12 protein-coding genes are annotated in these 12,765 nt (G+C 46.3%); 3 read left to right on the top strand and 9 right to left on the bottom strand.

Annotated features, from left to right (window positions below; genetic code table 11):
- Positions 1-164: 164 nt before the first annotated feature.
- Positions 165-2,321, top strand: a complete 2,157-nt coding sequence (locus AAGC78_RS06310; RefSeq protein ID WP_435783202.1) for a PQQ-binding-like beta-propeller repeat protein — start codon at positions 165-167, stop codon at positions 2,319-2,321.
- Between the two features lie 29 nt (positions 2,322-2,350).
- Here AAGC78_RS06310 and AAGC78_RS06315 read toward each other — a convergent pair whose 3' ends face one another.
- Both AAGC78_RS06315 and AAGC78_RS06320 read right to left on the bottom strand, forming a co-directional pair.
- Complete coding sequence (locus AAGC78_RS06315; RefSeq protein ID WP_435783203.1) at positions 2,351-2,842, bottom strand: DUF892 family protein; 492 nt, start codon at positions 2,840-2,842, stop codon at positions 2,351-2,353.
- A 59-nt stretch (positions 2,843-2,901) separates the two neighbouring features.
- On the bottom strand, positions 2,902-3,387 hold the full coding sequence (locus AAGC78_RS06320; protein WP_435783204.1) for a hemerythrin domain-containing protein: 486 nt from the start codon (positions 3,385-3,387) through the stop codon (positions 2,902-2,904).
- A 267-nt stretch (positions 3,388-3,654) separates the two neighbouring features.
- On the opposite strand from AAGC78_RS06320, the gene AAGC78_RS06325 reads away from it, so the two are divergent.
- Positions 3,655-4,533: a hypothetical protein gene (locus AAGC78_RS06325; RefSeq protein WP_435783205.1), complete on the top strand. Its 879-nt coding sequence runs from the start codon at positions 3,655-3,657 to the stop codon at positions 4,531-4,533.
- Positions 4,534-4,634: 101 nt separating this feature from the next.
- On the opposite strand, the gene AAGC78_RS06330 is transcribed toward AAGC78_RS06325, so the two are convergent.
- The 5 genes from AAGC78_RS06330 to AAGC78_RS06350 all read right to left on the bottom strand — a co-directional run bounded on the left by AAGC78_RS06330 (position 4,635) and on the right by AAGC78_RS06350 (position 10,745).
- Positions 4,635-5,327, bottom strand: a complete 693-nt coding sequence (locus tag AAGC78_RS06330; RefSeq protein ID WP_435783206.1) for a hypothetical protein — start codon at positions 5,325-5,327, stop codon at positions 4,635-4,637.
- Positions 5,328-5,486: 159 nt separating this feature from the next.
- On the bottom strand, positions 5,487-6,899 hold the full coding sequence (locus AAGC78_RS06335; protein ID WP_435783207.1) for an alkaline phosphatase: 1,413 nt from the start codon (positions 6,897-6,899) through the stop codon (positions 5,487-5,489).
- 25 nt (positions 6,900-6,924) lie between these two features.
- Positions 6,925-8,484, bottom strand: a complete 1,560-nt coding sequence (locus tag AAGC78_RS06340) for an alkaline phosphatase (RefSeq protein ID WP_435783208.1) — start codon at positions 8,482-8,484, stop codon at positions 6,925-6,927.
- Between the two features lie 393 nt (positions 8,485-8,877).
- Entirely contained in the window at positions 8,878-9,270 is a 393-nt protein-coding gene (locus AAGC78_RS06345; RefSeq protein ID WP_435783209.1) for a response regulator, read from the bottom strand.
- The gene (locus tag AAGC78_RS06350; protein ID WP_435783210.1) at positions 9,267-10,745 is read right to left on the bottom strand and encodes an ATPase domain-containing protein; all 1,479 of its coding nucleotides are present in this window, start codon (positions 10,743-10,745) and stop codon (positions 9,267-9,269) included. The genes AAGC78_RS06345 and AAGC78_RS06350 overlap by 4 nt, the downstream gene beginning before the upstream one ends.
- Before the next feature lie 292 nt (positions 10,746-11,037).
- Between AAGC78_RS06350 and AAGC78_RS06355 the strand changes: the two genes are divergently transcribed.
- Positions 11,038-11,415, top strand: a complete 378-nt coding sequence (locus tag AAGC78_RS06355; RefSeq protein WP_435783211.1) for a hypothetical protein — start codon at positions 11,038-11,040, stop codon at positions 11,413-11,415.
- A 36-nt stretch (positions 11,416-11,451) separates the two neighbouring features.
- Here the strand turns inward: AAGC78_RS06355 and AAGC78_RS06360 are convergent, their stop codons facing one another.
- The gene (locus AAGC78_RS06360; RefSeq protein ID WP_435783212.1) at positions 11,452-11,688 is read right to left on the bottom strand and encodes a pentapeptide repeat-containing protein; all 237 of its coding nucleotides are present in this window, start codon (positions 11,686-11,688) and stop codon (positions 11,452-11,454) included.
- Between the two features lie 78 nt (positions 11,689-11,766).
- On the bottom strand, positions 11,767-12,567 hold the full coding sequence (locus AAGC78_RS06365; protein WP_435783213.1) for a MipA/OmpV family protein: 801 nt from the start codon (positions 12,565-12,567) through the stop codon (positions 11,767-11,769).
- Positions 12,568-12,765 lie beyond the last annotated feature (198 nt).

Genomic DNA, 12,765 nt, shown 5'->3' on the forward strand with positions numbered 1-12,765 from the left:
TGTCAGTTTTTCATCTTCTTTGGTTGATGCCTTTTCATGTGGATTTTTGTTTCATGTGATTTTATGTTTCATGTAAGGTTTCGTTAAATCGTTGAGTCTATATATCTACAAAACGTAGAATGGTTTTTTATAGCACAATAAAAAAACCAGCTTTGGGCTCTCCTATGAATTGGCATCAACATCTCCTGCGCTATTCCACTCTCACGCTGATGGTTTGTACATTGCTCACTGGTTGCGAGCGCAGTGCAAATGATACTAGCGCTTTCCAATCCGGCGAAGATTGGCCCTGGTATCACGGTAATCCGCACGGGACCCATTACTCGACACTGAATCAAATCAATCAAGAAAACGTGGGTGATTTGAAAATCGCCTGGACGTTTGATTCAGGCGATGCTTTTGGTGAAGGCGGTAACCAGTCGGACATGCAAAGCAATCCACTCATCGTTCGTGGCTCTTTTTATTTCGTGTCACCCAAAGGGCGCTTGTTTTGTTTGGATGCGGCGAGCGGTCAGCAGAAATGGGTGTTTGATCCCGCCTTTGGTGAACTGGTAAATACCCGGCAGCGATTGCGCGGTATTTCTTATTGGCGCGATGGCAATGACGAACGCATTCTATTTAGCTTCCGTGGTTTTTTAATGGCGGTTAATGCGCAGACAGGTGAGTTAATTAATACTTTCGGTCGCGATGGAAAAATTGATTTGCGCGAGGGATTGGGGCGCGAACCTGATAGCGTAAATGTTGGTAATGTTTCGCCGGGTGTTGTTTATAAAAATTTGATTGTGATGGGTTCGACCGGTAATACACCGGGGCATATTCGTGCCTATGATGTTCGCACCGGCGTACAACAATGGATATTCCATACCATTCCGCATCCTGGTGAATTCGGTTATGAAACCTGGCCAGTAGATGCGTGGAAAACGGCAAAGGGCGCTAATGCCTGGTCGGGTCTTACCTTAGATCCGAAAACCGGAGTGGTATTTGTGCCGCTGGCATCGGCAGGTATGGGCGATAAGGATTTTTATGGCGGCGATCGCGCGGGTGATAATCTTTTTGGAACCTCGTTAGTTGCATTGGATGCAAATACCGGAAAACGTTTGTGGCATTTCCAATTAGTGAAACACGATTTGTGGGATAGGGACCCGCCAACTCCACCGACATTGATTACCGTCAAGCGTGAAGGTAAAAAAATTCCTGCGGTTGCGCAGGTTACCAAAGCGGGTGTGATTTATATTCTCAACCGCGCGACTGGCGAATCTTTATATCCGTTAACGCAAGTAAATCCCCCTGCATCAGATATTCCCGGTGAGTTTTCCGCTGCATCGCAAATTATGCCGTTGTTGCCAAAACCATTTGCGCGGCAACATTTAACTGAGGATCTGCTTACCACTCGTACTCCGGCAGCCAATCAGGAAGCGAAAAATATATTTTCCGGTTTGCGTTCGCGTGGGCCATTTGATCCGCCGTCGATTCAGGGAACCATTTTATTTCCCGGTATGGATGGTGGTGCCGAGTGGGGCGGTGCTGCTTATGATCCCGATACCGGAATGCTTTACGTCAACGCCAATGAAATGGCATGGATTTTAAAAGTCAAAGAGCGCCCGCCGATTATCGCTGGTAACAGTGGTGAAGCTTTGTATTTAAATAATTGCTCCGCTTGTCACGGTATTGAACGCAAAGGCAGCCCACCGGAGTTTCCGCCATTAATTGATGTGAATGATCGCTTGAGCGCAGCGCAATTGCAGCATCAGATTATGCAAGGCAACGGCAGAATGCCGGGCTTTGGAAAAATTTTATCGCAACAAGATGTTGATGCTGTGATCGATTATCTCAAAGGCGACCCTGCACAAGCGGTAAAAAAAGGCACGCCTGAATATCCGTCTACCGAAGGCGATCCTTATGTATTTGGCGGTTACACACGTTTCCTTGATGGAGATGGTTATCCTGCGATTACTCCGCCTTGGGGAACGCTGAGTGCAATCAATGTGAATTCTGGGGAATACGCATGGGCGCAACCCTTGGGTGAATATCCTGAGCTTGCTGCGCAAGGATTAAAAAATACCGGCAGCGAAAATTACGGCGGCGCTGTAGTTACTAAAGGCGGATTGTTATTTATTGCTGCAACTGTGTTTGATAATCAATTCAGAGCTTTTGATAAAACCACGGGTAAATTGTTATGGCAAACCACTTTACCTGCTGCCGGTGTTGCAACACCGGCAACCTATTCAGTCAATGGCAAACAATTTATTTCTATTGGTGCGGGTGGTGGTAAGAATCCGAAAGGAAAACCCGGCGGAAGCATAGTTACCTTTAGTTTGCCCTAGATGTAGTTTGCCCTGGATGGATCTGCAAATCATTCGGATGTTTCAAGTATGTAAGTGCGCGTGATTGAGCCTAGCTCTTCACTTATCCAGTGGGCGCGTACTTGTACTTGATCCAATAATGTTTGGCACAATGTTTTTGTTTCTTCATCTCCAATAGCGTCTGCAGCGGTCACAAGAATGTTGTATGAACCTATCGCGAGCTGCGTAAAGGTATGGATGGCTAGAATGCCTTTAACCGGTTCGTCACTGACTGCCAGTACCGACATATTTTGAACACCCGCGAAGACCTTGGCGGCAGCATCTTTAATAATCGAAGAGCTGCTGCCCAGTTGTTGCATCCGGATGGATAACGCAACTTGATTTTCCACAATGCGATTTAAATCAGATTTCAACTTTGATTGTAGAGCGGCATAGTTTTTAAACCGTTCTGCTTGTTTGGAAAATAATTGTTCTGCATGGGCTTCCATGGCGTGAGCATCGCTCAACCATTCGCGAACCAGTTCTTTTTGCTTATCAGTCATTATCATCCCCACTTTATTTTCTGGACATAAAAATGGCCCTTATTAGGGCCATTAGCATATTATTTCAACTTGCTGAGCAGCTCTTCTTTTCGCTGCGCCAGTTCTTCTCCAAGCGCTACCAAATCTAATTTGGTATCTTTCACTTTCGGGAATATTTCAGTTTGCTCTTCTTTGACATGATGTTTTACGTATTCGGATAGCACTTTCACTTTGGCGTCGTACATTTCACCATCCGGCTCAACATCTTCAATTTGTGCAATAAGGTCTTTTAACGTCGCATGCTCAACAACAGCTTCCGGAACCAATTCTTTATCTTTAAGCGCTTTCTTTACTTTAGGATAAAAAATTTCTTCTTCGATTTGGGCGTGAACTGTCAATTCCATGCAAATTTGTGCGACCAGCGCCTTTTTCTTGGTGGCAGTTTTGGCCGATTCATATTGCTCAAAAAGCGATGCAACCAAGCGATGGTCTGCCCTTAATAGTGCAATCGCTTCCTGGGTTTTTGGCTTGGTGGCTTCTGCTGATTTACGTTGTGGTTGGCTCATAACATTACTCCTTAACACGGTTAGGTTCAGAAGATAGGTCTACTGTTAGACTGGTTATTGAACATAAGCGCAACACTCAATGAGATCGGTGCGCCTGCGAACATTATCGTGGGATGGAAAATAGTTCTTGCCATCTATTTCAACACTGGGTTAGTTTTTATCTTTGTCGCCAAGAGCTAACTTCTTTACCTATGCTGGCTTATGGCTAGACTTAATTGATCTGCCTTTCTGTAGGATTCCCCGCCCGACAAGATGGAGGGCTCACTGATGAAAATTTTTTTATTAATTGTCCTGTTGCTGTTTGGCTCAGTTGCTGTAGCAGATGGATCACCCATGATCTATCGCTATTGGGATCTGGGAATTAGCGCCAAGCGCGACCAATACCAATTTGAGTTGTTGCGTTTGGCACTTGATAAAACCCGCGCAACACATGGTGAATACCAATTAATTCGCGCCGATCAAAAAATTGCCGCCATAAGGGCAAGCCGTGAGGTTAGCCATGGCGAGTTGATCAACATCGAAGCGACGCCGGATTGGGCAACCGAGGTTGCGCCATCCGCGCTCAGGAACGATAAACGCATCGCCGTTAAAATCCCCTTGATGCACAATTTGCTCGGTTATCGTCGGTTGGTGATACGTAAAAGCGATGTGCAGAAATTTGAAGCGATTACCCAGCCGTCACAACTAAAAAAGTTAGTGGCTGGGCAGGGGCGCGATTGGGAGGATTCTTTTATCTATCGAGCCAACGGCTATAGCGTAAATTCCCAAGCGGATTACTACAATTTATTTTCGATGCTCGTTGCTGGCCGCTTTGATTACATTCCGCTGGGAGTAATGGAGGTAGATGATTTTCTTAAACAGTTTGGCAAGCACTCGTTTGATGTCACTATCGCCCCGAATATTTTAATTTATTATCCTTTTCCGGTTTTATTTCAGGTGAGCATTAAGCATCCTGAATTGGCGGAGCGTGTTGAGAAAGGTCTTGCCGTCGCAAAACAGGATGGCTCAATGCAGCGTTTGTTTGATAGCTATTTTTCGAACGATGTAAAAAAGTTACGCAGTTCAAAAAACCGGGTGTTCATTCTGGAAAACAAAAGAGTACCTGTTGAACTTAGGATGGATGAGCCAGTGCTGATAAATAAATAGGGCAGCTAGAAAATCCGATAGGTATGCTGTGAAAGAATAACAAGGATAAAAAAGCCGCTGTAGTTCTTACAGCGGCTTTTTTTATTTGTGGCGAAAGAAAATTAATCCAATAAGTCGGAATAATCGCGTGAAAGGTAGTTGCCAAGTTGGGTCCAGGGCAAGGTCTTAGGTGCGCTGATTTGGCTTGCTTTGATGGTGCGGCCAGATAAACCTTGCGCGTCTTTGGAGCTAATAGATTGTGCGTATTGCCCTTTAGTGTTCCATACCAGTGTTATCTGCTGGTTGCCGCGTTGTATTTCGTAAGTTTCCAAACCATTTTCACTGACGTTTGTTGGCTTGAGTTTTTTTAAACTTTCCGGGTCAGCAAGGCTCCAGGTTTCTACCCAGTGTCCATCAAAACCCACATTGTTGTAATAGGCTTCTGCTATTTCGATCAGGCGTTTTTCGTGGCGGTCTACCAGTTTTACATCCAGTTTTCCTTGGGTATCGCGCACAATCCACAGAGGCGCACCGGTGACATCGGCATGTTTATGGCCAAGGCCGCCGTGATGATGATCGTCGTGCGCGCGTTGCGCCGCTGCAGGAACTTCGCGTTCAATCCAGAGCGAATCGGGTTGGCGATAAAGTAATTCGGAGTAGGACATTTCCTGGCGTACGCCGTCTTTGCCGAGTTTCCATTGGTGATATTCCACGCGCAGTGCGTCGGCGGGCGCAGCAAACACTTGGCTGGTGATCACAAACAATGGCAGTAATAAAATACTGCGTAGGAATAAACCAAAACGTGTTTTTTTCATCTCTTTGAACCTGCGTTAAAACAATATCTGCAAAAACTTATACTTAAATCCCTCCCAGCCTCCCTTTGGAAAAGGGAGGGGCTTGCTCCTCCTCAAGAAAAAGAAGCTCCCCTCTTTGAAACGGTGCGCGTAGCTAAGAGGGGCCGGGGGATTTAAAAATTACAAACCCATCGCTTGTTTGATCAAACCGTGAATATCGGTGTTGTTCAGTGTGCCTTTGAAGCGTTGGCTGCCAGCACCGCCAGCAGTCAGGCGAACATCGCCACCGCCGTGAGTTTCTGAACCTGGGATGCCCAGTTTTACACCAACTTCTTGCAAGTAATCGTCTGCCATTACATCGGCTTCAAGCAATTCAGCGCGAGTTGCTTCGCGTGGGCCACCACCATTACCGAACACCAAAGTGGTAAATGGTTTGCCTTGTTTATCTTTCGATGGAGTACCGCTGACGTAGTCGCGCATCAGGCCGAGAATCGGGTTACCAATTTTGGAGTAACCGTTAAAAGCCATCACGTGGTCGTGGTCGGCAGTGACAACAATCAGGGTATTGCTCAGGTCAACTGATTCAACTGCCGCTTTAATTGCAGCATCAAATGCGAGTGTATCTTCCAGTGCGCGCTTGGCATTAGTGCCGTGCAATGCGTGGTCGATTCGGCCACCTTCTACCATCAAGAAATAGCCGGTTTGGTTGCGCGACAACACTTGAATCGCCGCCTTGGTCATATCGGCAAGGCTTGGTTCATTAATGCTTTTTTTCACGCGATCCAAATCGTAGTTCAAATCGCTCGCGTTAAATAAACCGAGCAATTTATTGGTGGTTGCCAAATTCACTGCACTCAACTCAGTACCGGTGCTGACGTAGGTGTAACCAGCGGTTTTCATTTCTTCAACCAGGTTACGGTTATCGGTGCGACGGCCACCACTAACCGTCGTTGGTAAAAAGTGACGAAGACCACCACCGAGCACTACATCCATTCCATCGGCACCCAGTTTGGTGTTGTAGCCAGCACCGTTAGGAATCATTTGCGCCGCGATGGTATTTTCCGCATTGCGATTACAAATGTGAGCGTAAGTCGTTGCGGGAGTGGCGTGAGTGATACGCGTGGTACTCACGATACCGGTGCCGTAATTTTTCGCTTTCAAAGTTTCCAGCAAAGTTTCTACAGCTTGACCGTTGCCGGTAGTGGGGCAGGTGCTATCGCCATTAACTTGGTAAGCATTACCCGACGCATCGTTTGGATTGGTATCCGGCGTCATGGAAATAACTTCGTTCTTGGATTTCGAACCAGTGATGTAACTTGCCATACCGGGTGCACTGTCAGTAGTTTGTGCATCTTCCGAATAGGTTTTGATACGCGCGGCGTAGCCTAATTTTTCCATTGCCAGTTTGTGAGTTTCCGGCACAGCCAATCCTGCTTTTTCACCGGCGTAAATACGCGCTGCAGTTTGGGTTACCGGGCCCATACCATCGCCGAGGAAGAAAATAATATTCTTCGCTTCGGCAGCGGTAACAGTGTTAACAGTCATTGCGGCAGCACAACTTAAAATGGCGCCACTTAAAAAAGATCGTTTCATTGCATTCTCCTACTTAAGGGGCGGGTTATTCCAGATTGATGGCTTTTTTAATCAGACCGAAGACTTCGACGTTATCAATTACACCGTGGAAGTTTTCTGCGCCCATGCCTTTTGCACCCAGGAATACATCGCCACCACCGTGGGTTTCGCTGTCTAACTGGATAACCGCTTCTTGCAAATAATCTTTACCGCTGGTGGTAGTTTCATCCAACGCGATGCGTGTGGCAGGGCGGTTAGGGCCGTTACCAAAAGCGAGAATGGTGTAAGGATTTCCATCGACGTCTTTAGTTGGTTGACCTTTAGTTGGACCGTTGACGTAACTTTTTACGAGGCCCAATACACCGGCATGAGAGTCAGTTGTTTTGCCAGTGCGTTCGGCATAACCGTTAATTACCAAGGTGTGGTCATGGTCGGCAGTGACAACGACTAACGTATTTTTCAGGCCAGGATCAACAGCTTCCATTTTTTCCAACGCTAATTTGATTGCATTGTCGAAAGCGATACCGTCAGTCAATGCGCGTTTTGCATTACTCGCATGCAGTGCGTGATCGATACGACCACCTTCCACCATCAAGAAGAAACCTTTTTCGCGTTGGTTCAAAATATCGATTGCTTTGCCGGTCATTTCCGACAGGCTTGGTTCTGCAGTTGGATTGCGATCCAATTCGTAACTCATGTCGCTGCTGGTGAACAAGCCGAGCAATTTGTTGGTGGTGTTTGCCGCTGCCAACAATTCACTGGTGTTAGTTGCGTAGGTGTAACCAGCGGTCTTCATTTCTTCAACCAGATTACGGCTGTCAGTGCGACGGCCACCGCTCACAGTGCTCGGTAAGAAATGACGCAAACCACCGCCCAGGACTACATCGATACCATTACCCAATGCCGCGTTAAAACCGGCGCCGTTAGGAACCATTTGTGCCGCAATAGTATTTTCGCCATTGCGGTTACACACGTGGGAATAAGTAGTCGCAGGCGTTGCGTGAGTGATGCGCGTAGTGCTCACCACACCAGTCGCATAACCTTTGGCTTTCATTTGTTCAAGCAGGGTTGGAACCGCTTGGCCATTACCTGCTTCACAAGTGCTGTTGCCATTTGCATCAACAAATTGTGAACCGTCAGCGCGATAAGCATTGGTGCCAGTAGTCATGGAGATAACTTCGTTTTTCATTTTGACGCCGGTCATATAAGCCGCCATCGATGGAGCACTATCAGTCACCTGACCATCTTCAGAGTAAGTGCGCACAAATGCAGACTCAGGCAATGTATCGATAGTGATACTGCCAGCTTCACCCACTTCGTAAATACGCATCGCAGTCAGTGTGGTAATACCCATACCATCGCCGAGGAAAAACAATACGTTCTTTTTCGCTACCGGCGCTGCACTGCTGCTACTTGAGCTCGGAGTGCTGCTCGCGGCAGGCGTGCTGCTAGATGCAGCCGGTGCGCTACTTGATGCGGGAGTGCTGCTCGCTGCAGCGCTGCTTGCACTGCTACTGGATCTGCTTGAGCTACTTTTGTTGTCGTCGCTACCACAACCAGTCAACGCTAAAGCCAGCGTTAGTCCTGTCACTGTTAATCGTTTCATGAGGGGATCCTGTTTCTTGGGTTGTTGCTCGCGGCCTCAAGGGGGAGGCCGAACAAGATCGCTAGTATTGGAAGTGATTGTTACGATTGAATTACATTTGAGAATTTTATAAATTAAGTTAAGTCAAGATGAGCATCCGCAAAAAGTGTTATGCAATAACATAATTGAGTGTTTTTTATCATTCTTAAAAAATGCGCATGCTTTAATGAAAACTTGACCGATTGAGATAGGAATTTTATCCAAACAGTGCTCTCAATAGGGGTTTGGCACATATGGATCTATTGCCAAAAGGCTACCTGTAAAACAGGCGATTAGTTTTCGCGGAGAGGAATGCAAGGAGAGAAAAATAGTTTGGGTGTAGTTAAAAGAAGCCCAGGTTCAATACTGGGCATTTCAATTTTTTCCAAGTAAGCGTTTTACTTCTTTCAGAAGATCATCAAATACCACAGGCTTTTGCATTAGTGAATCATATGGTGTATTCACATCTTTTAGATGAAAGGCGGCGCTCGATAATATAAACGGCGTGTTTTTCCAGCGAGTATCAGCTTTCAAGGCACTGCACAATTCAGCGCCGTTCATGAGTGGCATCATGTAATCCGACAGGATGATATCCGGATTCACTGCGTCAATTATTTCCAATGCAGTTTTACCGTCGCAAGCGGTGCTTACACGGAAGCCATAGTATCCAAACAACATCGCATAGGTCGTTGTGATATCAGCTTCGTCGTCAACAATCAGTATGACGGGGGCATCGTCCGTGGCCTTAATGACGGTTTCGTCTTTCATTGCGGCTCATTATTTAAAGCGTTATTTTTGATAATTTCTTGCGTTAATTTTTCTGTTGATACCGAGCGTCCAATAGAGATGCCATTGTCTGAAATCAGCATTATGTGGTTGGCAGAGTCGTAACCATTTTGGCGCAGTTTTAAAACAGCAATTTGACGATAATTTATGCCGCTGATTTCCACGTACTGCAGCAACATTATGTTTTCATACAGTATTGATGAAGGGCTTGAATCAAAATTCTCGGGAAGTTTGTTGCCGAGATAGGCAAGCTCGCGCGTGAAGAAGCTTGTTACGTTGCGAGAGCGCAATTCATTGACAAATGCAGTCAGGAACGAGCGTGCGCGGCCCACGTGCATAATGATATCCAGCAGGCCATCCATACCATCGACAAACAACCGCGACACTTTGCGAGCGCCAATGTTTTCCAGAATCTGATGGGCAAGTGCGTCTACTGAAAGCTCCAAGGGTGGGTTCCAAATTATCTGCAGCTGACCATTGTCGATGAAGCGTTCCAAATCAATATTGATACTGCGTGCTTTGGCAAGTAAGCGCATGGGGGATTCATAAAAGCCAACAATCAAACAAGGCTCGCCACGTTGTAATCCTTCATAAATAAAATGCAAACCCATCAGTGTTTTTCCAACACCGGGATTGCCCAATAATTCTGTGGTAGAACCTTTGTTTACACCACCTTTGGTAATGTTGTTCCAGCCGGGAATGCCGAAACCAACAAGGGCGTTGGATGCTGAGTCTTCGGTTCTATTGGCAGTGCTGATTGCTTCAAGGCGTGGGTAGACCACTATGCCATCTTCACCCACTTCGAATACATGACGACCTAACAAGTGTTTTCCGCCACGAATTTTAAATACTTTTATTTCGCGAATGAGCTGCATGCCTTTTTCGTGTTGGCTTAATTCAATCAAGCCATCAACCAGCGTATTTTCCGAGTCGGCCACATTGCCCTCGGTGGGGGACAACAGGAAGGTTGTGCATTCCATGGAGGCAACTAGTGAATTCAATGACAGCATAAATTCGGATAAGCCAATGGTTGATGGACTTGAGTCGCGCACTGACCGGAAACCATCAATAATAAGGATGTCCGCGTTGTGCTTTGCGAGCATTCCGGTGATTAACTGCAGCAACCCATCAAGGCCACCTTTGACTAACTCATTGTAACCACCAAACATTAAAATGTTTTTGCCGATCAATTCTTCGTCAAAGAATGAAAAATTGCTCAGGTGGTTAAGCATCTTTCCATGAGTTTCTGCGATTAAAGTTAGGATCAAAACCTTCTCGCCTTTCACTGCATGAGCAAAGCCAATCTGACAGGCCATAGTGGTTTTGCCGCTACCTGCCAAACCTTGAATAAGATAAAGGCTGTGACGAGGGAAGCCGCCACCAAGCACCTCATCAAGTCCGGCTACGCCGCTATTCAGAAGTGATAATCGAAGTTTTGTTTGAGGATTGTTTGGCAATTTTTTCACTTTTTTCGTTGCGAAGTTACAAGGAATTAGCCCGAAAATGCTTATCTTTACACGATATGAGGCAGTCTACCGTATTCAATGCATGGATAGCCATTGATGATTGAATAGGGTGATTAAAACCAAAAAAACTATCACTACCGGTAGCAAGCTGTTATGGATTAGTAATTGAATATCGATTAAGGTCACATATTGTTCAGGTTAGTCGGAAAAATTGCCTTGTAATAATAGCGCCACCCAAGCGCTTGTTCGGTGCGCAATACCACTTAGCTGTAGGGAGACAGATATGAAGCTTTCGATATTATTATTGTCCTTTTTCTTTATCTCAGGTTGCGCTGGATACAGCGACTGGCGGATGGAGCAGGATCTAAAGAAAATGCGTGCTAAAGCATTAGCAAGAATTGATGTTGCTGAATGTGAGAAATCGGGTGGAAAAGTTGAGGGGGTTGGGATGCTTGGAATTCCTTCCTGCGTGATCTATTACAAGGATGGAGGTAAACAGTGCAAATCAGGAAGTGAATGTGAGGGGATTTGTCTTCGACCAGATCCTCCAGACGTATATGTATTTGGTTATGGAGTATGTGAGCACAGTCAGCATGACCGTTTTGGTTGTTATATGGTGATTGAGAATGGCGGGGTTGTTGATCAAATTTGTCAGGATTAACGCGCGGTGGAATTTAACCCAACTTGTTCATAGATTTCAGTATTGTTGGTGTAGGTAAATACCGCAGATTTTGCTTTGGACGAAGTAGGTATCACTCAAGTCGCAGTCCGTAAATATGCAATTAGTAAAACTACAATTGCTAAACACTGTTTCCAAAAAAATAGCGTTTTGAAATATACAGCTCTCAAAAGCACAGTTGCTGATGGTTTTTGAGCTGAGATCAAAGCGGTCAAATATTCTGCAAAAGTAATCACTGTTGTTTTCGATAATCATAAAACCGTTCCGGGTTTGCTGCCGCGAAGCGTGCTACAGGCATCGCGGCAGTGTTCGGTTTACCTTACTTTGCAAAATTTAAAAACCGCGTGAAATTCCAATTAATATGGATGCCGTGCCATTGGTGTCGGGTTCTATGAAGGGGCTGTCCTGGATTTCGTCGGGCAGCATGCTGTATTTCACTACGGTCATCAGCGACCAGTTTTCGCCGAGCGGGCGGAAGTAATTAACGCCGACGTGGGGAATAGTGACCGCATCAGGGCGATAGTTGATTACACCGCGAGCAACTTCTTCGTCGAGGGTACCGTAGTAATAATTGGCGTTGTCTTCCGATAGCCAGGTGACGCCCACACTAGGGGTTAGCATTCCACCTGCGATATGCATCGGGTAGCCGTATTGGATGGCCACTTCCTGGCCGCCGCTGGTGTCGGTCACATCGGCGAGTAATTCGATTTCAAGTTCACCAGCGCTGCCGCTCCACTTGATTGCCAGACCGGCATCCAGCGCGATATCGCGATCCTCCAATAACCGGTAATCAATGCCGTTGTCGGCCAGTTCTTTTCTGCCGAGATCATCGACTGAAAATCCATCAAAACGAAATTTGGTGATAGCCGAAAGTTCAAGTGATTCGCTGCGCATAAATGTCCAGCCAGCGGTGATGCCCCTGAAGTAAAAATTTTCGCCGTTATAGGTGATAAGCGGAATGGGCATTACGCGTGTGCCTTCACCCGCGTAGGGGCTGTCGTTGAGCATCGCGCCCAAGCCAACTCCCCATAATGGAGGGCCGCCCTCAGGGCCTTCTCCTCCGTCCGGCCCGCCCTGCGCAGCAGTGTTAAGTGATATTACGGACAGCAATACTGGCCAGAGTAATTTGTTCATTGGACTACTAACCTCATTGATTGGTGGGAGTGTGGAGGTTGCAGGTTAGATGAGTGATGTCGCAGAAATGTCGTGTGCGGGGGAGGGCGAGATCAACTTGCTGCATACGCAGGCGATGAATTTCTTCAACTTAAATGAAGAAAACTTCAACTTTTAGCAAATTTGATAATAATTTTTGCGCGAATACTAAAGAAAGCG

The sequence above is a fragment of the Cellvibrio sp. genome, assembly GCF_039207905.1.
GTDB lineage: Bacteria > Pseudomonadota > Gammaproteobacteria > Pseudomonadales > Cellvibrionaceae > Cellvibrio.

Bases quoted from the DNA above. Each gene is read 5' to 3' on its own strand.
- AAGC78_RS06310 (WP_435783202.1), top strand. From the start codon at position 165: ATGAATTGGCATCAACATCTCCTGCGCTATTCCACTCTCACGCTGATG.
- AAGC78_RS06315 (WP_435783203.1), bottom strand. From the start codon at position 2,842: ATGACTGATAAGCAAAAAGAACTGGTTCGCGAATGGTTGAGCGATGCT.
- AAGC78_RS06320 (WP_435783204.1), bottom strand. From the start codon at position 3,387: ATGAGCCAACCACAACGTAAATCAGCAGAAGCCACCAAGCCAAAAACC.
- AAGC78_RS06325 (WP_435783205.1), top strand. From the start codon at position 3,655: ATGAAAATTTTTTTATTAATTGTCCTGTTGCTGTTTGGCTCAGTTGCT.
- AAGC78_RS06330 (WP_435783206.1), bottom strand. From the start codon at position 5,327: ATGAAAAAAACACGTTTTGGTTTATTCCTACGCAGTATTTTATTACTG.
- AAGC78_RS06335 (WP_435783207.1), bottom strand. From the start codon at position 6,899: ATGAAACGATCTTTTTTAAGTGGCGCCATTTTAAGTTGTGCTGCCGCA.
- AAGC78_RS06340 (WP_435783208.1), bottom strand. From the start codon at position 8,484: ATGAAACGATTAACAGTGACAGGACTAACGCTGGCTTTAGCGTTGACT.
- AAGC78_RS06345 (WP_435783209.1), bottom strand. From the start codon at position 9,270: ATGAAAGACGAAACCGTCATTAAGGCCACGGACGATGCCCCCGTCATA.
- AAGC78_RS06355 (WP_435783211.1), top strand. From the start codon at position 11,038: ATGAAGCTTTCGATATTATTATTGTCCTTTTTCTTTATCTCAGGTTGC.
- AAGC78_RS06360 (WP_435783212.1), bottom strand. From the start codon at position 11,688: ATGATTATCGAAAACAACAGTGATTACTTTTGCAGAATATTTGACCGC.
- AAGC78_RS06365 (WP_435783213.1), bottom strand. From the start codon at position 12,567: ATGAACAAATTACTCTGGCCAGTATTGCTGTCCGTAATATCACTTAAC.